The organism is Streptomyces sp. NPDC050264 (assembly GCF_040655895.1).
Lineage (GTDB): Bacteria > Actinomycetota > Actinomycetes > Streptomycetales > Streptomycetaceae > Streptomyces.
The window spans coordinates 162,642-182,570 of the sequence record NZ_JBFAKV010000010.1 but is presented as its reverse complement, the minus strand read 5'-3'; the positions used below and the strand labels follow the sequence as shown (position 1 = coordinate 182,570).

Annotated in this window: 13 protein-coding genes; 6 read left to right on the top strand and 7 right to left on the bottom strand. The window is 72.3% G+C overall.

Translation table 11 applies throughout. From position 1 onward, the window contains the following. Positions 1–173 precede the first annotated feature (173 nt). Positions 174–1,100, bottom strand: a complete 927-nt coding sequence (locus AB0J02_RS20035; protein ID WP_363195039.1) for an AraC family transcriptional regulator — start codon at positions 1,098–1,100, stop codon at positions 174–176. A gap of 184 nt (positions 1,101–1,284) precedes the next feature. On the opposite strand from AB0J02_RS20035, the gene tkt reads away from it, so the two are divergent. Genes tkt through gnd form a run of 6 tightly spaced genes read left to right on the top strand, consistent with a single transcriptional unit; the run spans position 1,285 to position 9,696 of the window. Beyond that, positions 1,285–3,381, top strand: a complete 2,097-nt coding sequence (gene tkt, locus AB0J02_RS20030) for a transketolase (RefSeq protein WP_363195038.1) — start codon at positions 1,285–1,287, stop codon at positions 3,379–3,381. A gap of 49 nt (positions 3,382–3,430) precedes the next feature. After that, positions 3,431–4,588: a transaldolase gene (gene tal / locus AB0J02_RS20025; protein ID WP_363195037.1), complete on the top strand. Its 1,158-nt coding sequence runs from the start codon at positions 3,431–3,433 to the stop codon at positions 4,586–4,588. After that, positions 4,585–6,117, top strand: coding sequence for a glucose-6-phosphate dehydrogenase (gene zwf, locus AB0J02_RS20020; protein WP_363195036.1), 1,533 nt, complete (start codon positions 4,585–4,587; stop codon positions 6,115–6,117). Before tal ends, zwf begins: the two co-directional genes overlap by 4 nt. Beyond that, positions 6,114–7,154: a glucose-6-phosphate dehydrogenase assembly protein OpcA gene (opcA, locus tag AB0J02_RS20015; protein WP_363195035.1), complete on the top strand. Its 1,041-nt coding sequence runs from the start codon at positions 6,114–6,116 to the stop codon at positions 7,152–7,154. Before zwf ends, opcA begins: the two co-directional genes overlap by 4 nt. Beyond that, positions 7,147–8,808, top strand: coding sequence for a glucose-6-phosphate isomerase (pgi, locus tag AB0J02_RS20010; RefSeq protein ID WP_363195034.1), 1,662 nt, complete (start codon positions 7,147–7,149; stop codon positions 8,806–8,808). Before opcA ends, pgi begins: the two co-directional genes overlap by 8 nt. 6 nt (positions 8,809–8,814) lie before the next feature. Continuing rightward, positions 8,815–9,696: a phosphogluconate dehydrogenase (NAD(+)-dependent, decarboxylating) gene (gene gnd, locus AB0J02_RS20005; RefSeq protein ID WP_363195033.1), complete on the top strand. Its 882-nt coding sequence runs from the start codon at positions 8,815–8,817 to the stop codon at positions 9,694–9,696. Positions 9,697–9,767: 71 nt separating this feature from the next. Here gnd and AB0J02_RS20000 read toward each other — a convergent pair whose 3' ends face one another. The 6 genes from AB0J02_RS20000 to AB0J02_RS19975 all read right to left on the bottom strand — a co-directional run bounded on the left by AB0J02_RS20000 (position 9,768) and on the right by AB0J02_RS19975 (position 19,906). Then, complete coding sequence (locus tag AB0J02_RS20000; protein ID WP_363195032.1) at positions 9,768–11,363, bottom strand: ABC transporter substrate-binding protein; 1,596 nt, start codon at positions 11,361–11,363, stop codon at positions 9,768–9,770. Positions 11,364–11,543: 180 nt separating this feature from the next. Beyond that, the gene (locus AB0J02_RS19995) at positions 11,544–13,208 is read right to left on the bottom strand and encodes a helix-turn-helix domain-containing protein (RefSeq protein ID WP_363195031.1); all 1,665 of its coding nucleotides are present in this window, start codon (positions 13,206–13,208) and stop codon (positions 11,544–11,546) included. 102 nt (positions 13,209–13,310) lie between these two features. Beyond that, positions 13,311–14,417 carry an o-succinylbenzoate synthase gene (gene menC / locus AB0J02_RS19990; RefSeq protein ID WP_363195030.1) on the bottom strand — a complete coding sequence of 369 codons (1,107 nt, stop codon included), beginning with the start codon at positions 14,415–14,417 and terminating at the stop codon, positions 13,311–13,313. Continuing rightward, the gene (locus AB0J02_RS19985; RefSeq protein WP_363195029.1) at positions 14,414–15,328 is read right to left on the bottom strand and encodes a GNAT family N-acetyltransferase; all 915 of its coding nucleotides are present in this window, start codon (positions 15,326–15,328) and stop codon (positions 14,414–14,416) included. Before AB0J02_RS19985 ends, menC begins: the two co-directional genes overlap by 4 nt. A gap of 32 nt (positions 15,329–15,360) precedes the next feature. Then, complete coding sequence (locus AB0J02_RS19980; RefSeq protein ID WP_363195028.1) at positions 15,361–16,539, bottom strand: M20 family metallopeptidase; 1,179 nt, start codon at positions 16,537–16,539, stop codon at positions 15,361–15,363. Between the two features lies 1 nt (position 16,540). Then, positions 16,541–19,906 (bottom strand): serine hydrolase, encoded by a 3,366-nt coding sequence (locus AB0J02_RS19975; RefSeq protein WP_363195027.1) that lies wholly within the window; start codon positions 19,904–19,906, stop codon positions 16,541–16,543. Positions 19,907–19,929 lie beyond the last annotated feature (23 nt).

Genomic DNA, 19,929 nt, shown 5'->3' with positions numbered 1-19,929 from the left:
AGGGGGCACAGCGGTACGTCTCCAACCGGGATTGGTTAATCGATATACCTGCGGGGGTGCGAGCACCGTACGAGGCCCCTGGGGAACGGTCAACCCCCCGTTGCGCATGCTGAAACGGGGGGTCGCGGGGATATTGCGGGGGCTGAGGTCCGACCTGCTCGGGCCGGCTCGGCTCAGACCTGCTCGGCGCGGAAGGCCGCCGGTGTCGCCCCCGTGTGCTGCTGGAAGAACTTGGAGAAGTTCGCCGAGTCCCCGAAGCCGACCGCCACCCCGATCCGCCCCACCGGCAGCTCCGTGTGGGCGAGCAGCCGCTTCGCCTCCAGGATCACGCGCCGGTCGATGAAGGCCTTGGGGGTCTGGCCGGTCGCGGCGCGCACCGCGCGGACCAGGGTGCGGCGCGAGTAGCCGAGCTCGTCGGCGTACGCGCTGACGCTGTGGTTCGTCGTGTAGCCCTGCTCGACGGCGGCGCGGAACCGGGTGAACGTCGTGTCCGGCTGCGGCTCGCACGCGTCGGCCGCCGCCTGTGCGGAGACGTGCGCCACGCGCAGCATGAACGCCGTGAGCGAGTGCCGCAGCACCGACGTGTGCAGGCTCAGCGGCAGCGTCGCCGTGTCCAGGTACTCGCGCTGCAGCAGATCCAACGAGGCTTCGATCGCGGCGAGTTGGGCCGCGTCGGGGTGGAGCAGCGGCGGCCTGTCGTAGCGGTACAGGCCGGTCGCCTCGACGATCGCGCGCGGCAGGAAACCGGGCTGCATCGTGAGCGCGGTGCCGACGTACCGGTCGGCCGCGGAGAAGCCGTGCACCTGGCCGGGCCGGATCCACAGCACGTCCCCGGCACCGACCTCGTACTCCGTGAAGTCGACCATGTGGCGGACGGGGCCCTCGCGGAAGAAGAGGAGGACGTGGAAGTCGATGCGGTGCACGCGTCGCGACAGTCCTACGCCGCCCGCCCAGGGCCCGTCGGTGCCCATCGGCCCGACCTGCATCCCGACGCCGGAGACGCTCGCGCTCGGGTCGAAGGGATAGGTGCGGATGTGCGCTCGTTCCGCGGGGAGGGCTCCCAGATGTGCGCTCGTCTGCGCGGCGCTCTGCTCCGTCATTCACATTCCTTGGCTTCGACCGGTGTGCGTGTCCCATTTTCACCGAACGCTGGCACGCGGGCACCTACACAGCAAAAAGTATGACCTTTACCGTCGTAGGTGGTTCGACCAGGGACTTTGATTCTGGAAGGCCAGTGCCTCGTGGCACGTCAAGAGCACCACGGATGCGAAGGAAGCACTACAGATGAGCACGCAGACACCGGACGGCTTCGACCCCTTCGAGGGCCACTTCGAGTGGACCGAACTCGACCAGCGTGCCGTCGACACCGCCCGCCTCCTGGCGGCCGACGCCGTGCAGAAGGTCGGCAACGGGCACCCCGGCACGGCCATGAGCCTCGCCCCCGCCGCGTACACGATCTTCCAGAAGGCCATGCGCCACGACCCGGCCGACCCGGAGTGGACGGGCCGCGACCGCTTCGTCCTCTCGCCCGGCCACACCAGCCTCACCCTCTACACCCAGCTCTTCCTCTCCGGCTACGAGCTGGAACTGGACGACCTGAAGGCGTTCCGCACGCAGGGCTCGAAGACGCCAGGACACCCCGAGTACGGCCACACCGCCGGTGTCGAGACGACGACGGGCCCGCTGGGCCAGGGCCTCGCCAATGCCGTCGGCATGGCCATGGCCGCCCGCTACGAGCGCGGCCTCTTCGACCCCGAGGCCCCCGAGGGCACCAGCCCCTTCGACCACACCATCTGGGCGATCGTCTCCGACGGCGACCTGGAGGAGGGCGTCTCCGCCGAGGCCTCGTCCCTCGCCGGGCACCAGAAGCTGGGCAACCTCGTCTTCCTCTACGACGACAACCACATCTCCATCGAGGGCGACACCGCGACCGCGTTCTCCGAGGACGTCCTCGCGCGCTACGAGGCGTACGGCTGGCACGTCCAGCGCATCACGCCGCGCGCCGACGGCGACGTCGACGTCGAGGCCCTGCACGCGGCGCTCGCCGCCGCCAAGGCCGAGACCGGGCGCCCCTCGATCATCGCCATGCGCACGATCATCGCCTGGCCCGCCCCGAACGCGCGGAACACCGAGGCCTCGCACGGCTCCGCGCTCGGCGACGACGAGATCGCCGCCACCAAGCGCGCCCTCGGCTTCGACCCCGAGCAGTCCTTCGCCGTCGAGGACGAGGTCATCGCGCACACCCGCGCCGCCCTCGACCGCGGCGCCGAGGCCCACGCCGCCTGGGACAAGCGGCTCACCGAGTGGCGCGCCGACAACCCCGAGCGCGCGAAGCTGTTCGACCGCGTCGTCGCGGGCCGTCTTCCCGAGGGCTGGGAGGAGGCGCTGCCCACCTTCGAAACCGGTACGGGTGTCGCCACGCGCGCCGCGTCCGGCAAGGTGCTGCAGGCCCTCGGCCCGGTCATCCCCGAGCTGTGGGGCGGCTCCGCCGACCTCGCCGGCTCGAACAACACCACCATCGACAAGACGTCGTCCTTCCTCCCCGCGGGCAACCCGCTGCCCGAGGCGAACCCGTACGGCCGCACGGTCCACTTCGGCATCCGCGAGTTCTCCATGGCCGCGGAGATGAACGGCATCGCGCTGCACGGCAACACCCGCATCTACGGCGGCACGTTCCTCGTGTTCTCCGACTACATGCGCAACGCCGTCCGGATGTCGGCCCTCATGCAGCTGCCCGTCACCTACGTGTGGACCCACGACTCCATCGGTCTCGGCGAGGACGGCCCGACGCACCAGCCCGTCGAGCACCTCGCGTCGCTGCGCGCCATCCCGGGCCTCAACGTGGTCCGCCCGGCCGACGCCAACGAGACGGTCATCGCCTGGCGCGAGATCCTGCGCCGCGGCTCGGTCAAGCCGGCCCCGCACGGACTGGCGCTGACCCGGCAGGGCGTGCCGACGTACGAGGTCAACGAGCTTGCCGCCAAGGGCGGTTACGTGCTGGCCGAGGCCTCCAAGGAAACCCCGGACGTCGTCCTGATCGCCACCGGTTCCGAGGTGCACCTGGCCGTCGACGCCCGGCTGCGGCTGGAGGCCGAGGGCATCGCCACCCGCGTCGTGTCGATGCCGTCCGTCGAGTGGTTCGAGGAGCAGGACCAGAGCTACAGGGACAGCGTCCTGCCGCCGTCGGTGAAGGCCCGCGTCGCCGTCGAGGCCGGCATCGGTCTCACCTGGTACCGCTACGTCGGCGACGCCGGCCGCATCGTCTCCCTGGAGCACTTCGGCGCCTCCGCGGACGCGAAGATCCTCTTCCGCGAGTTCGGCTTCACCGCCGAGAACGTCGCCGCCCAGGCCCGCGAGTCGCTCGCCGCCGCCCGCGCCTGAGCACCCCACCGCTGTACCCAGAGCTGTACGAACGCTGTACCGAAAGAAGATGAAGCAGAACATGAGCAACGCCGCCTCCGCTGCCCCCTCGACGGCACCCCTCGCCTCCCTGTCCGACGAAGGCGTTTCCATCTGGCTGGACGACCTGTCCCGCAAGCGCATCGAGTCCGGCAACCTCGCCGAGCTCATCGAGAAGAGCCACGTCGTGGGCGTCACCACGAACCCCTCGATCTTCCAGGCCGCCATCGGCTCCGGTGAGGGCTACGAGGACCAGCTCGCCGACCTGGCCGTCCGCAAGGTCACCGTCGACGAGGCCGTCCGCATGATGACCACGGCGGACGTCCGCGCCGCCGCCGACATCCTGCGCCCCGTGTACGACGCGACGCAGGGCCGCGACGGCCGCGTCTCGATCGAGGTCGACCCGCGCCTGGCCCACGAGACCGAGGCCACCATCGCCGAGGCCAAGCAGCTCTCCTGGCTCGTCGACCGCCCCAACGTCATGATCAAGATCCCGGCGACGGAGGCGGGCCTGCCCGCCATCACCGAGGTCATCGGCCTCGGCATCTCCGTCAACGTCACGCTGATCTTCTCCCTCGACCGCTACAAGGCCGTCATGGACGCCTACCTCGCGGGCCTGGAGAAGGCGCACGAGCGGGGCATCGACCTCGCCGGCATCCACTCGGTCGCCTCCTTCTTCGTCTCGCGCGTCGACGCCGAGATCGACAAGCGCCTCGACAAGGCCGGCACGGACGAGGCCAAGGGCCTCAAGGGCAAGGCCGCGCTCGCCAACGCCCGGCTCGCCTACGAGGCCTTCGAGCAGGTCTTCGCCGGTGAGCGGGCCGCCAAGCTGGAGGCCGCCGGCGCCAACAAGCAGCGCCCGCTGTGGGCCTCGACCGGCGTCAAGGACCCCGCGTACAAGGACACCCTGTACGTCGACGAGCTGGTCGCCCCGGGCACCGTCAACACCATGCCGGAAGGCACCCTGAAGGCCACCGCCGACCACGGCGACATCCACGGCGACGCCGTCACCGGCACCTACGACGCCTCGCGCGCCGAGATCGCCGCCGTCGAGAAGCTCGGCATCTCCTACGACGAGGTCGTCCAGCAGCTCGAGGACGAGGCCGTCGCCAAGTTCGAAGCCGCCTGGAACGACCTGCTCGCCACGGTGGCCGGCCGCCTCGCCGGCAAGGAAGGTTCCTCCAAGTGAGCGTCACCGCCTGGCAGAACCCGCTGAGGGACCCGCGCGACCGGCGTCTGCCGCGCGTCGCGGGCCCCTCCGGGCTCGTCATCTTCGGCGTCACCGGCGACCTCTCCCGCAAGAAGCTGATGCCGGCCGTCTACGACCTGGCCAACCGCGGCCTGCTCCCGCCCGGCTTCTCGCTCCTCGGCTTCGCCCGCCGCGAGTGGGAGGACCAGGACTTCGCCCAGGTCGTCCACGACTCCGTGCGCGAGCACGCCCGCACCCCCTTCCGCGAAGAGGTCTGGGCCCAGCTCGCCGAGGGCATGCGCTTCATCCCGGGCGACTTCGACGACGACACCGCGTTCAAGCAGCTGCGGGACGCCGTCGACGAGCTGGACGAGAAGCGCGGCACCAGCGGCAACTACGCTTTCTACCTCTCGGTGCCGCCGAAGTTCTTCCCCAAGGTCGTCCAGCAGCTCAAGAAGCACGGCCTCGCCGACGCCCCCGAGGGCTCCTGGCGGCGCGCCGTCATCGAGAAGCCCTTCGGCCACGACACGACGTCGGCCAAGGAACTCAACCGGATCGTGCACGACGTCTTCGCGCCCGAGCAGGTCTTCCGCATCGACCACTACCTCGGCAAGGAGACCGTCCAGAACATCCTGGCGCTCCGCTTCGCCAACCAGATGTACGAGCCGATCTGGAACCGGTCGTACGTCGACCACATCCAGATCACGATGGCCGAGGACATCGGCATCGGCGGCCGCGCCGGCTACTACGACGGCATCGGCGCCGCCCGCGACGTCATCCAGAACCACCTGATCCAGCTGATGGCCCTCACCGCCATGGAGGAGCCCGCCTCCTTCGACGCCGAGTCGCTCGTGACGGAGAAGCTCAAGGTCCTCAGGTCCGTCCGGCTCCCCGCAGAGCTGGCCGAGTCCACGGTCCGCGCCCAGTACGCCGCGGGCTGGCAGGGCGGCGAGCGGGTGAAGGGCTACCTCCAGGAAGACGGCATCGACCCCGAGTCGAAGACCGACACCTACGCCGCAGTGAAGCTGGAGATCGACAACCGCCGCTGGGCGGGCGTCCCCTTCTACCTGCGCACGGGCAAGCGCCTGGGCCGCCGCGTCACCGAGATCGCCGTCGTCTTCCAGCGCGCCCCGCACTCCCCGTTCGATTCGACGGCCACCGAGGAACTCGGCCAGAACGCGATCGTCATCCGCGTTCAGCCGGACGAGGGCATGACCGTACGCTTCGGATCGAAGGTCCCGGGTACCTCGATGGAGATCCGCGACGTGTCCATGGACTTCGCGTACGGCGAGTCGTTCACGGAGTCCAGCCCGGAAGCGTACGAACGGCTCATCCTGGACGTCCTGCTGGGTGACGCCAACCTCTTCCCGCGCACGGAGGAGGTCGAGGAGTCCTGGCGCATCCTCGACCCCATCGAGGCGCACTGGGACGAGCACGGCAAGCCCGCCCGGTACGCCTCGGGAAGCTGGGGCCCGAAGGAAGCGGACGAGATGCTCGCACGAGACGGACGGAGCTGGCGCAGGCCATGAAGATCGACCTGACCGACACCACGGCAAGCAAGGTCAACAAGGCGCTCGTCCAAGGGCGACGCGAAATCGGGACCCCGGCCGTGGGCATGGTCCTGACGATGGTGATCGTCACCGACGAGGAGAACGCGTACGACTCGATCAAGGCCGCCGAGGAGGCGTCCCGCGAGCACCCCTCGCGCACCCTCGTCGTCATCAGGCGCACCGCCCGCACCCCGCGCGACCGGCAGGGCAACCGCCTCGACGCGGAGGTCCGGGTCGGCTCCGACGCGGGCACCGGCGAGACCGTGATCCTGCGCCTGTACGGCGAGGTCAGCAAGCACGCCGACTCGGTCGTCCTGCCGCTGCTGCTGCCCGACGCCCCGGTCGTCGTGTGGTGGCCGGTGGACGCCCCGGACGAGCCCGCCAAGGACCCGCTGGGCGCGCTCGCCGCCCGCCGTATCACCGACCTGTACGCCGACGTGGACCCGCTGGACGCCCTCGACCGGCGTGCCGCCTCCTACGCGCCGGGCGACACCGACCTGGCCTGGACCCGCCTCACGCCGTGGCGCTCCATGCTGGCCGCCGCCCTCGACCAGGCCCGCGCCGACATCGTCTCCGCGGCCGTCGAGTCCGAGGCCGAGAACCCCAGCGCCGAACTGCTCGCACGCTGGCTCGGCACCCGGCTCGGCGTTCCGGTCGAGCGCGTCACCACGGCAGGACCCGTCGTCACCGCGGTGCGTCTCGGCACGGCGAACGGCGAGATCCGCATCGACCGCCCCGACGGCCCGCTGGCCACGCTGTCCCTGCCGGGGCAGCCGGAGCGCACCCTCGCCCTGAAGGTCCGCTCGACCGCCGAGCTGATCGCCGAGGAGCTCCGCCGCCTCGACGCGGACGAGATGTACGCCGTGGCGCTCCACGGGGACGTCCCGGGCGCCGCCGACGCACAGGCCGCGCAGCCCGCGAAGACGGCCCAGCCCACGAAGGCGGCGCAGTCCGCGAAGACCGCGCAGCCCGCAAAGACCGCGAAGGCTTCCAAGGAGTCCGTTCGAGATGCCTGACACCACCCCCCTGCTGACGCGCCGCCCGCAGTGGACCGCCCTGGAGGACCACCGCGCGAAGTTCAACGGCACGCATCTGCGTGAGCTGTTCGCCACCGACCCGGGCCGCGCCGGGCGCTACACCGTGAACGTCGGCGACCTGCACATCGACTTCTCCAAGCACCTGGTCACGGACGAGACGCTCGCCCTGCTCCAGGAACTGGCCACCGCCACCGACGTGTTCGGTCAGCGCGACGCCATGTTCCGCGGCGAGAAGATCAACACGACCGAGGACCGCGCCGTGCTGCACACGGCGCTGCGCGCCCCGGCCGGCGCCGTGATCGAGGTCGACGGTGAGAATGTCGTACCGAAGGTGCACGCCGTCCTCGACAAGATGGCCGTCTTCGCCGACAAGGTCCGCTCGGGCGAGTGGACCGGACACACCGGCAAGCGCATCAAGAACGTCGTCAACATCGGCATCGGCGGCTCCGACCTCGGTCCCGCGATGGCTTATGAGGCCCTGCGCCCGTACACCGCGCGGGAGTTGACGTTCCGCTTCGTGTCGAACGTCGACGGCGCAGACCTGCACGAGGCCGTCCGCGACCTCGACCCGGCCGAGACGCTGTTCATCGTCGCCTCGAAGACGTTCACCACGATCGAGACGATCACCAACGCCACAGCGGCCCGCGGCTGGCTGCTCGCGGCGCTCGGTGACGAGTCGGCCGTCGCGAAGCACTTCGTGGCGCTGTCGACCAACGCCGAGAAGGTCTCCGACTTCGGCATCGACACGGCCAACATGTTCGAGTTCTGGGACTGGGTCGGCGGCCGCTACTCCTTCGACTCGGCCATCGGCCTGTCCCTGGTCATCGCCATCGGCCCGGCCGCGTTCCGCGAACTCCTCGACGGCTTCCACCTCGTCGACGAGCACTTCCGCACGGCCCCCGCCGAGGCCAACGCGCCGCTGCTGCTCGGCCTGTTGGGCATCTGGTACAACAACTTCCACGGCGCCCAGTCGCATGCCGTGCTGCCGTACAGCCACTACTTGTCGAAGTTCACCGCCTACTTGCAGCAGCTCGACATGGAGTCCAACGGCAAGTCCGTGGACCGCCAGGGCCGCCCGGTGGAGTGGCAGACGGGCCCGGTCGTCTGGGGCACCCCCGGCACCAACGGCCAGCACGCCTACTACCAGCTCATCCACCAGGGTACGAAGCTGATCCCCGCGGACCTGATCGGCTTCGCGAAGCCCGTCGAGGAGCTCGGTGAACTGGCGGGCCAGCACGACCTGTTGATGGCCAACCTCTTCGCGCAGGGCCAGGCCCTCGGCTTCGGCAAGACCGCCGACGAGGTGCGTGCCGAGGGCATCGCCGAGGAGCAGGTCGCCCACCGCACGTTCAAGGGCAACCACCCCACGACGACGATCCTCGCCACCGAGCTGACGCCGTCGGTCCTCGGCCAGCTCATCGCCCTCTACGAGCAGAAGGTCTTCGTCCAGGGCGCGATCTGGAACATCGACTCCTTCGACCAGTGGGGCGTCGAGCTCGGCAAGGTCCTCGCCAAGCGCGTCGAACCCGCCCTCACCGAAGGCGCCGAGGTCCCCGGCCTCGACGCCTCCACCCAGTCCCTTGTCACCACCTACCGCGCCCTGCGCGGCCGCAACACCACCGAAGGTAAGTGAACTGACATGCAGCTCGGTCTTATTGGTCTCGGCAAGATGGGCGGCAACATGCGCGAGCGCATCCGCCGCGCCGGCCACACCGTCATCGGCTACGACCGCAACCCCGAGGTCTCCGACGTCGCGTCCCTCGCCGAACTCGTCGAGAAGCTCGAAGGCCCGCGCGTGGTCTGGGTGATGGTCCCGGCGGGCGCCGCCACCCAGTCGACCGTCGACGAACTGAAGGAACTGCTCTCCGAGGGCGACCTCGTCGTCGACGGCGGCAACTCCCGCTGGACCGACGACGAGAAGCACGCCGTCGAGCTGGGCGTCAAGGGCATCGGCTTCGTCGACGCCGGTGTTTCCGGCGGTGTCTGGGGCCTGGAGAACGGCTACGCCCTGATGGTCGGCGGCACCGACGAGAACGTCGCCAAGGTCAAGCCGGTCTTCGACGCGCTCAAGCCCGAAGGCGACTTCGGCTACGTCCACGCCGGCAAGGTCGGCGCCGGGCACTTCTCCAAGATGGTCCACAACGGCATCGAGTACGCCATGATGCAGGCCTACGCCGAGGGCTGGGAGCTGCTCGAGGCCGCCGACTCGGTGACCGACGTGCGCGAGGTCTTCCGCTCCTGGCAGGAGGGCACGGTCATCCGCTCCTGGCTCCTCGACCTGGCCGTCAACGCCCTGGACGACGACGAGCACCTGGGCAAGCTGCGCGGTTTCGCCGCCGACTCCGGCGAGGGCCGCTGGACCGTCGAGGCGGCCATCGACCACTCCGTGCCGCTGCCCGCGATCACGGCCTCCCTCTTCGCGCGGTTCGCGTCCCGCCAGGACGACTCGCCGCAGATGAAGATGATCGCCGCGCTGCGCAACCAGTTCGGCGGCCACGCGGTCGAGTCCGCCAAGAAGTAACCGTCAAGAAGTAGCTGTCAAGAAGTAGCGGTACCCCGCGGCCCCGGCATCTGCCGGGGCCGCTTCGGCGGTCAGCCGTACATCCGGATCGACGACGGCGTGATGCTGGCCAGACTCAGCTCGAACCGCGCCCCCGATCCGAACACCGGGATCACCGCGTCGACGAACGGCACGACGTCCACGTTCCCGACCAGCGCGGCCTCGGCGTCCCGCCACGCCGCGCAGCCCGCGGAACCGGTCGACCGCCCGGCCCTGTCGGCCAGGGCGTCGTACTCCTTGTTGGCGATGCGCGAGAAGTTCGTACCGTCGGGCGGCGTGGGGCCCGAGACGAACGGTCGGATCTGCGACGGCAGCCCCACCGCCACCGGCAGCAGCACCGCGTCCCAGGAACCCGCGCCGGACAGGATCTGGCTGATGCCCGCGTTGTCGATGCCCTTCAGCGTCACCTTCGCTCCGACACTCTGCCACGCCTTCTGTACGAGCTCCGCGCCCGCGGCCGCCGTCGTCCCGATGGACGTGGCATAGCCGAAGGTGAGGGTGAGGCGCTTGCCGTTCCTGACCCGTACGCCGTCCGGGCCCGCCCGCCAACCCGCCTTGTCCAGCGCCGACTTGGCGGCCGCCAGATCATGCTCGGGCAATGCCCCGGTGGCGGAGTCGCCCGGACAGGCCTTCGGCGCGAGGGCCGCCATGCCGCGCGACGGTTTGCCGGTGCCGCTGGTGAGGACCTTGCCGAGTTCACTCAGATTCAGCGACCGGGTCAGCGCGCGGCGCACGGAGACGTCCGCGCCCGACCGGCCCGCCTCCTGGTTGAACCACATCTCGCCGAGCGCCGTCTCGGACGTGGCGGCGAACTGCTTCCTGGCCGTGAGGCGTTGCCGGTCGGGGCCGACCACTTGCGCCGCGTTCAGCTCGCCGGACAGCAGCAGGTTCGCCGAGGTCGTCTCGTTGGCGATGATCCGCACCCGGACCTTGTCGGGCAGCCCCTTCACGTCCTTGTGCCACGCGCCGGGCCCCCAGGCGTAGTCCTTGCGCCGGGTCAGCGTGTAGTGGTCGTTCGGCACGGTCTCGGTGAGGGTGAACATGCCGGTGCCGTGGCGTCCCTTGGCCAGCGAGGAGCGGTCGGCGAGCCCTTTCCCGCAGGCGATCGGCAGACCGCCGACGTTGCGCAGGAGGAAGGCGTCCGGCGTCTTCGACGTCACCCGGACCTCCCGCGCGGCCTCGTCGGCCCGCGCCACGGTGCCGGGACTGACGTACAAGCCGGCCAGCGGTGACTTGTTCCTCGCATCCCCTACGAAGTTGATGTTCGCGGCGACATCCTTCGCGGTCAGCGGGGAGCCGTCCGCGCAGGTGATGCCGCGGCGCAGCGTGAAGCGGGCGGTCGTGGTGCCGGCCTGCCACTTCTCGGCGAGCCCGGCCGTCGCGCCGCCGCTCTTGTCGAGGTTGATCAGCGGGTCGTAGAGGAACCGGTCGAGCTGGACGGCGCTCGACAGCACGGTCATGGCCGGGTCGAGGGTGCCCGGATCGGACGGGAGCGCCATGGTGAACGTCTTCCCGTCGACCGGGCTCCCCGCGGTCGAGGCGCCCCCGCCGCCCTGCGCCCCGCCGCACCCGGCGAGCCCCAGGACGGCGACGCCGACGGCCGCTGTCGCTCTGCGCGCTGAACTCATCCGTGTCTCCCGCGGGTTCGTGTGACTCGTGCGACTGGATGGACCGAGCCGTGCCGTGCCGGGGCTCCGTCGATGGCCACAGAGGCTAGAAGCAGGACCGCCGCCGGGCTTCGTCCGCGCGCACGAGCCGGACCCTCGCGATCCATCGGCTGCGACAAGGTGCGGTGCGGCGCCAGGCTCTCAGAGCCGTGGCCACAGCCGGAGTTGCAGCATCGCCGCGAACCGGGCGTCCGCGTCGGTGAGGTCGAGGCCGCCCACCTCCGCGAGGCGGCGCAGCCGGTAGCGGAACGTGTTGGGGTGCACGTGCACGGCCGCCGAGGCCGCCACGACGTCGCCGAACGCGTCGAGCCAGGCGCCCAGCGTCTCCACCAGACGGGTGTGGTGCGCGGCGTCGTAGGCGACGAGCCTGGCCACCGGGCCGGACGGCGGGTCGCCGCGCTCCGCGATCAGGTCGGAGAGTTCGAGCAGCAGCGAGTCGACGAGCACATCGGACAGGCGCGCGACGGGGCCGGGGCCCGACCCGGCCCGCAGGACCCGCAGCGCCCGGTCGGCGCAGGCGCGGGAGAGCGGGAGCGCGGTGACGTCCCGCGCGACGGGCCCCACGCCGGCCAGGAGCCGGTGCCGGTCACCGACGCGGGCCAGGAACTCGGCCGCCACCCTGGCCGCGCGCTGCTCGGCGTCCGCCTGGTCCGCGGGCACCGGCACGACGCCGTAGACGACATCCCCGATCAGCGCGGCCGCCGAACGGGGATGCACGGCGCTCAGATGCATCGCGAACGCGTCCGCGATGCGCTGCCGCTCCCCGACATGGCGTGCGTGCCACGCCGCGGAGCCGTCCTCGCCCGGGCCCTGCGCGAGGGAGAGGGCGAGCACCACACCCGGCTGCTCGGCGAGGCCGAGCCGGGCCACCGCCTCGGCCACCCCCGGGCCACCTTCGAGCGCGGTGCCGACGAGATCCGCGCGCAGCCGCCGCTCCACGTCGGCGCCGGCCCGCTGCCGCAGCAGATGCAGCGCCACCAGCTTGGCCGCGTCACCGAGGGCGCGGCCGCGCTCCGCGCTGAGCGGGCCCCGCACCGCCGCCCAGATCGAACCGAGGATCTCGTCGCCCGCGCGCACGGCGAGCGCCACCCGCGGCAGGCTCACCTCGGCATCGGCGTCGGCCGCGGCATCCACCAGAGGGTCCACGTACACCGCCCGGTCGTTGCGGTACAGGTCCTGGAAGACGCCGCGCTCCTCCATGCTCCGGGTGAACCGCTCCGGCACCTGGCGGCCGAGGATCGTCTCCACCCGGAACGGGTCGGCCTCGTCCTGGCGCCCGGAGAAGGCGAGCACCCGCCAGCTGCGGTCCTCGATGGTCACCGGCGCGTCGAGGAGCGCCGCGATCGCGTTGGCCAGCGCGAACAGATCGCCCGACGGCACCCCGCCCAGCGTCTCCTGGCCCGGCCCGCCGATATCGCCCTCGGCGATGAGCGAGCGCACCATCGCCGCCAGCTGCGCCCAGGTCGCGCCCCGGGTCAGCCCGAGCAGCGCCACACCGGACCGGGCGACCGCCTCGGTGACGCCCGCGTCGACGGTCACGGGGGAGCGCACCACGAGGCCCGCCGCGCCGTGCTTGCCCAGCGCGTCGAGCAGCGCGGCGATCTGCTCGGGGGTGTGGACGGCGACGCCCAGGACGAGGGCCTGGCGCGGTGGCACCGGTTCGTCCAGGGGGTCGTGGATGACGACCCCGCCGATGTCGTCGGCGCGGTCGGGATCACCGAGGACGAGGTCGAGGAGGGTGGAGCCGAGATCGTCCAGGACGCGCCGGAGACTGGCTCGAGGATGGGCGTTCACCGGGATGAGCACGCTTCCTACCGTATGGACGCGAAGGGGACCCGAGTTCGTCGTATGCGCCGAGATCCTAAGCGCCGTTCGTCGCGCACGACAGGGGTACCGCCGCGGCACGTCCTATGCCGCGACCCACTCCGTGTCCACCGTCACCTCGGCGAGCGCGTCGGCGAGCGGCTCGACGCCGAGTCCCGGCCCGGTCGGCACCGCCAGATGGCCGTCCGCCAGCGTGAACGGCGCCGTGATGTCGGTGCGGTAGTAGCGGTCGGACGCCGAGGTGTCGCCGGGCAGCGTGAACCCGGGGAGCGCCGCGAGGGCCACGTTCGCGGCGCGCCCGAGGCCGGTCTCCAGCATGCCGCCGCACCACACGGGCACCCCGTGGGCCACGCACACGTCGTGGATGCGGCGGGCCTCCAGGTAGCCGCCGACCCGGCCGGGCTTCACGTTGACGACGCTGGTGGCCCCGAGCGCGATCGCGTCGGCGGCCGAGCGGGCCGAGGTGATCGACTCGTCCAGGCAGATCGGCGTACGGACCTGCCGGGCCAGCTCCGCGTGGCCCCGGATGTCGTCCTCGGGCAGCGGCTGTTCGATGAGGAGCAGGTCGAACGGGTCGAGCCGGGCCAGGTGCCGGGCGTCGGCGAGCGTGTACGCGGTGTTGGCGTCGACCTGGAGCAGCACGTCGTCGCCGAACCGCTCCCGCACGGCACGCACCGGGGCCACGTCCCAGCCCGGCTCGATCTTCAGCTTGATCCGCGCGTACCCCGCGTCCAGGTATCCGGCGACCGCGTCGAGGAGTTCCGGCACCGAGTCCATGATCCCGACGGAGACCCCGCACGGGACGCGCTCGTGGACGGCGCCCAGCTCCCGGGCGAACGGGACGCCCCGCTCGCGCAACTCCGCGTCCAGGACGGCCATTTCGAGGGCTGCCTTGGCCATCAGGTGCCCTTTGAAGGGGGCGAGGGCCGGGGCGACGAGGGTCGCGTCGAGCCGGTCGCGGCGGGTCAGCGCGGGGACGAGGAAGCGGCGCAGCACGTCCGCGCAGCCGTCGACGTACTCCGGCGAGTACAGCGGATCGCTCATCGCGACGCACTCGCCCCAGCCCTCGCCGTCGGCGCTCTCGACCCGCAGCAGCAGCGTCTCGCGCACGGTCTGGGTGCCGAACGAGGTCCGGAACGGCGCGACCAGCGGCATCCGGATCCGGCGCAACTCCACTCCGCTGAGCTTCACTTGGCCACCTTCCTCTCGTGATCCCCGCCGTGCGGGGAGGTGTCGACGATGTACCAGCCCGACCGGTCGAAGCCGGTGATGCGGGCGCCCCCGGCGAGCAGCCCGTCGAGCGTCTCGCGCAGCGCCCGCCGCCACTCCGCGGCGCGGCCGGGGTCCTGGGCGCGCAGCGCCTCGATGTCCTCGGGGACCGCGACCAGGACGGTGGGCCCGTCGGTGGAGCCCCGCACCGGGCGGCCGTCCGGCGAGACGCCGAGGCCGACGACGGCGCCGGGGAGGTCCGCGGCCCGCAGGGCAGGCGCGGGCTCGCCGGAACACGCCGCCGTGACCTCGGGCGCGTCGAGCAGCCAGCCGACGAGCAGCCGGTCGGTGTCGTCCGAGCCGTTGATCTCGTCGTTCATCGGGCCGTAGAAGTTGGCCAGGTACTCAAGGGGCGAGGCGGCGAGTTTGCCCAGGTTGAAGTAGGCGTTGCGGCGCACCAGCGGATCGAACGTCCAGGAGACGGACGCCACCCCGCGCTGCAACGACCAGGCCCGCTGGTGCACCTTGAGCGCGTAGCCGACGCTGCGTCCGCGCATCCGGGCCGCCACGCCGGCGATGTGGCTGTGCAGCGCCTCGTGCGCGGGCGGCGAGAAGAACCCGACGCAGGCGCCGACGAGTTCGTCACCGTCGAAGGCGCCGCCGACGTAACTGCCCGCCTTGGAGAGCGCCCGCAGCAGCTCGGTCGTCACGGGTGGCGTCTTGCCGTCGGGCCGCCAGATCTTCTCGTACAGCCGCTGCACCGCCACGAGGTCGGGCAGCGCGTCCAGTTGGCGCACGCTCACCTCGGCGGTGCGGGCGGCGGTGTCCGCCGCGGCCACGGCACTGTCGACCACGCCGGCGGGCGGATGGGAAGGACTGGAAAGATCAATCACAGGTGTCATCTTCTTTGCCGTGGGTGCGCCGGTCATGGTGTGCGCGGACGAGAAGGAGCGGTCCGGCTCGTCGGCGCCGACTGCTTCAAGGGCGGTTCGCCGAACAGGAGTTGGTGGACGAGTGTGGCGACGAGGGCGGTGCGCCGGGGAAGTTCGGCCACTTCCACGTGCTCGTGATCGGCGTGTGCCCCGCCGCCCACCGCGCCGAGCCCGTCGAGCGTGGGGGTGCCGACGCCGGCCGTGAAGTTGCCGTCCGAGGCGCCGCCGACCGCGACCCCGCGCAGCGGCCCGAGGCCCAGGCCGTCCGCGACGCCGGCGGCCCGTGCGAACAGGTCGCGGGAGGCGTCGGCGTCGAGCGGCGGCCGGTTCGGACCGCCGCGCACCTCGACCCGGGACCCGTCGAGTACCGGCCGCAGGGTCCGCATCGCCCCGTCGACGCGGGCCTGCTCGACGGCGTCCCGCACCCGAACATCGACCGCGAACCTGCCCTGTGCGGCAACGGTGTTGGTGGTCGTCCCGGCCGTGAGCACCGTCGGCGTGACCGTGGTCCCCGCCGCGCCGTCGCCGAGGGCGGAGACGGTGAGGATCTGGTGCGCGGCCTCGACCGTCGCGTTGACGCCGAGGTGCGGTTCGAGCCCCGCGTGCGCGGCCCGCCCGTGCGCCAGCACCTCGTACAGGGACACACCCTTGCGTTCCGTCTTGAGGGCCCCGCCGTCCGCCGACGCCTCCAGGACCAGCGCGGCGGCACAGCCCCGCGCCTCGTCCTCGATGAGCGCCCGCGACGACGGCGAGCCCAGCTCCTCGTCCCCGGTGATCAGGATGCTCACCCCGGCGGGATCGCCGAGCGCGGCGACGGCGTGGAACGCCATCACCACCCCGGCCTTCATGTCGAAGCAGCCCGGACCGCGCAGCACCCCGCCCTCGACGGAGAACGGGCGCGCGGCCAGCGAGCCGAGGGGCCACACCGTGTCGTGGTGCCCGAGCAGCAGCACCCGGCGCGGCCCGTCGCCCAGCCGCCAGCGCAGATGCGTGACCCCGTCGAGCGCGATCCGCTCCGGGGCGGCGCCGAGCAGCGCCGTCCCGAGCCGGGCGGCCACGTCGGCGCTCCGGGCCACCGCCGCCAGATCGGCGGACGGCGACTCGGTGCGCACCAACTGCCCGATCCCGTCGAGCAGTTCGGGCAGTGCCGCTTCGAAGGTCCGTACGTCCACGTCAGCCGGCCTTCGGGTTGGCGCGGGCGCCGAAGTGGACGTAGGGCTCACCGGTCGCCAGCGTGTAGAACGTCACCGGGATCCACGTCTGCGTCCCCGCTTCCCGGCACACGTACAGATCGTCCTCGACCGGTACGAGGCCGAACTCCTGGACCGGCGTCGGCGTGAGGCTCGCCAGCGGGCCGGTGACGGTGTGCGTCAGCCTCAACCCGCCCTCGGCCTCGGTGACTTCGATGTGGGCGCCGGACCGCTCGTACACCCCCAGGTGCCGTGACGCGTCGACGGCCGGCGGTGCGGCGGCCGGGGCGAGCCGCGGCGGCACGGCGACCCCGGCGACCTCCGAGAAGATCTCCTCGAAGAGGTCCTCGTACAGATCCCGCGCGTTGCCGCCGTTCGTGAGCAGCGTGACCGCGAGCCCCTGTTCCGGCAGCAGCCGCAGGAACGCCGACTGGCCGATCGTGTTGCCGTCGTGCCCGATCAGCCGGTGCCCGTCCCAGTCGAAGCGCATCCAGCCGAGCCCCCACGAGTCGCCCAGCGTGTGCCGGTCGGGCAGCTCCGCCTGGTGCGCGGCCATCGCTGCGGCGGATGCCTCGCTCAGCACCCGGGTGCCGTCGGGCGCGAGGCCGCCGGTCAGGTGCAGCCGGGCGAAACCGAGCACGTCGGCGGCGGCCGCGGTGACCAGACCGGCGGGCCCGGCCGAGCGGGGCAGCCCCCACACGGGCGCCGGAGCGGGCTCGGCGCCGCCCTCGGCGACATGCCCCACGGCGGCCCGGTGCAGCAGTGCCTCCTCCGGCAGCGTCACCGCGCGGGCCAGCCCCAGCGGGGCGACCAGACGCTCGCGCAGCGCCTGGTCCCACGTCTTCCCGGTGACCTTCTCGATGACCCGGCCGAGCAGGCTGAAGCCCGAGTTGCAGTACGAGAACGTGGCGCCCAGCGGGTGGTTCTGCCCGGCCTCGTCGAGCCGGGCGACGTACCGCTCCAGGCAGTCGTCGCCGCGCCCGGTGTCGGTGAACACGTCCCCGTCGATGCCGCTCGTGTGGGTCAGCAGATGCCGCGGCGTGACCGCTTTCGTGACCTCCGGGTCCGAGAGGCGCAGGTCGGGGAGGACATCGGCGACCGGGGCGTCCAGGTCGAGGAGGCCCTCGTCGACGAGTTGCAGGATCACGGTCGCCGTCCACACCTTGGTGATCGACCCGATCTGGAACAGGGAGTCGTCGGTGGTGCTCACGCCGGTCGCCGTGTTCAGCACGCCGTGCCCCGCGAGGAGCCTGTCGTCGCCCGCGCCGTCGGTGCCGAGCCGCAGGATGCCGAGCGTCGCGCCCGGAACCCGGTGCCGACGGGCGAGGTGCGCGAGGCGGCGCTGCCAGTGCGCGGTGTCCAGGGCCGGCCTGCGCGGCTGTCCCGGCGCACCGGCGTACTCCTCGACCCAGTGCACGACGCGCCGACCGTAGTCGACGCGGTGCGAGGGCCGCCCGTCCAGCTGGAGCAGGTGCGTACCGCCCGGGTACAGCACGAGCCGGGCCGGGACGCCGCGCGAGCGCAGCGCCTGGAACCACTGCTCGGCCTGCCCGGCCGGGCACCGCTCGTCGCTGTCGCCCTGCGCGATCAGCGTCGGCGTGCGCACCTGGTCGATCCGGCTCAGCGGCGACCACTCGGCGTACCGCCCGGGGATCTCCCAGGGCAGTCCGCCGAGCTCGGCGACGGCGAGTTCCCGCCCGGCGTCCGAGGTGCCCGCCATGCTGGTCAGGTCGCTGATCACACCGCCCGCGACGGCTGCCGCGAACCGGTCGTCGCGGCTGGTCAGATAGCAGGTCATGAACCCGCCGTAGCTGTACCCGGTGACCGCGAGGCGGCGCGGGTCGGCGACGCCCTCGGCGACCAACTGGTCGAGCGGCCCGGTGAAGTCGGCCGCGTCCGCCGTCCCCCAGCCGCCGATCACGGCGGTGAGGAACTCCTCGCCGTACCCGTCGCTGCCGCGCGGATTGAGCAGCAGCACGCTCCAGCCGCGCGCCACGAGCTCCTGTTGGTACAGGCGCACGGGGTCGAGCGCCCCGTGCCACGCGTTGTGCGGCCCGCCGTGGATGTCTAGGAGCAACGGCCCCGCGTCCTGCCGCGCGGGGTCGCGCATCAGCCAGCCGTGCACGACGGTCCCGTCGGAGACGGTGAACTCCCGCTCCTCGCGCACGAACGGCACGGCCCCACCGGCGTCGCCGTGCGCGGTACGCACGGTCACCTCGCCGGACCCCGGGTCGACGACGGCTATCTCCCCGTACGAGGTGGCGGTGGCGAGCACGATCGCCGCGCGCCCGCCGCCCGCCGACAGGCCCGACACCTGCTGCGATCCGCCTCCGACGAGCAGGCGCGGGGCGCCCCCCGCCAGGGCGACGGTGTACAGGTGCGTGTGACCGCGGTCGCGCAGGCAGAACAGCACGGCGCGCCCGTCGTCGGTGAGCTGCGGCGGCCCGCCCGGGTAGCCCGGCCCGCCGGGCATCAGGTTGCGGTCCAGGACGCCGGTGAGGTCGGTGCTCGCGCCGCCGTCCAGCGGTTCCCGCACGAGCCGGGTGAGACCCGCGTCGAACCGTACGGTGCGGGCGACGAGCAGCGCCTTCCCGTCAGCGGTCCAACTCGCGGCCGCGGCGACGCCGTCGGCCGTGCCGACGAGGACCGGCTCGGCGTGGCGCGGCGCGACCTCGACGACGTACGCCGCACGGCGCAGCGTCAGGTCCGCGTCGGCGTCGCGCGCCGCGCAGAAGGCGAGACGGGCGCCGTCCGGCGACCAGTCGGGGCCGCCCGCCTGCCAGTCCCCGTGGGTGAGCTGCCGCACGCGCCGGCCCGCGAGGTCCAGCACATGGAGGTGTTTGCGCACGGTGCGCAGCAGGCCCGCGCCGTCCGCCTTGTAGCCGAGCCGGTCCGCGACGACCGGCTTACTCGCCCGCGACGCCGGGGCGGCCGGGTCCTCGCCGTCCGTCGCTTCGAGGTCGACGGGGGCGGTGAACGCGAGCGCGCTCCCGTCCGGGCTCCACACGGGGGCGCCCGCGCCGAGCGGCAGCGCCGTCAGCCGCTCGGCCTCGCCGCCGTCCACCGGAAGCAGCCATATCTGGGCGGGGCCGCCGTCCGGGGCGCGCAGGAACGCGAGGGACGCGCCGTCCGGGGACCAGGCGGGCGCGAAGTCGGCGCTGCCGCGCGTGAGTTGACGGGCCGGCCGGTCGCCCGCGCTGTCGACCCGCCACAGAGAACGGACGTCGCGGTCGGCGGCCCGGTCGCCGCCGCGCAGCACGTACACGATCTCGGTGCCGTCGGGCGAGATCGCGGGCTGCTCGGGCAGCGCGATGTCGTACAGGTCGTCGATCCGCGGGCGTCGGGTCACGGTGCGGTACCTCTTCCTCGAAT

Coding starts and splice junctions, on each gene's coding strand:
- gnd (WP_363195033.1), top strand. CDS start 8,815: ATGCAGCTCGGTCTTATTGGTCTCGGCAAGATGGGCGGCAACATGCGC.
- opcA (WP_363195035.1), top strand. CDS start 6,114: ATGAAGATCGACCTGACCGACACCACGGCAAGCAAGGTCAACAAGGCG.
- tal (WP_363195037.1), top strand. CDS start 3,431: ATGAAGCAGAACATGAGCAACGCCGCCTCCGCTGCCCCCTCGACGGCA.
- pgi (WP_363195034.1), top strand. CDS start 7,147: ATGCCTGACACCACCCCCCTGCTGACGCGCCGCCCGCAGTGGACCGCC.
- AB0J02_RS20035 (WP_363195039.1), bottom strand. CDS start 1,100: ATGACGGAGCAGAGCGCCGCGCAGACGAGCGCACATCTGGGAGCCCTC.
- AB0J02_RS20000 (WP_363195032.1), bottom strand. CDS start 11,363: ATGAGTTCAGCGCGCAGAGCGACAGCGGCCGTCGGCGTCGCCGTCCTG.
- tkt (WP_363195038.1), top strand. CDS start 1,285: ATGAGCACGCAGACACCGGACGGCTTCGACCCCTTCGAGGGCCACTTC.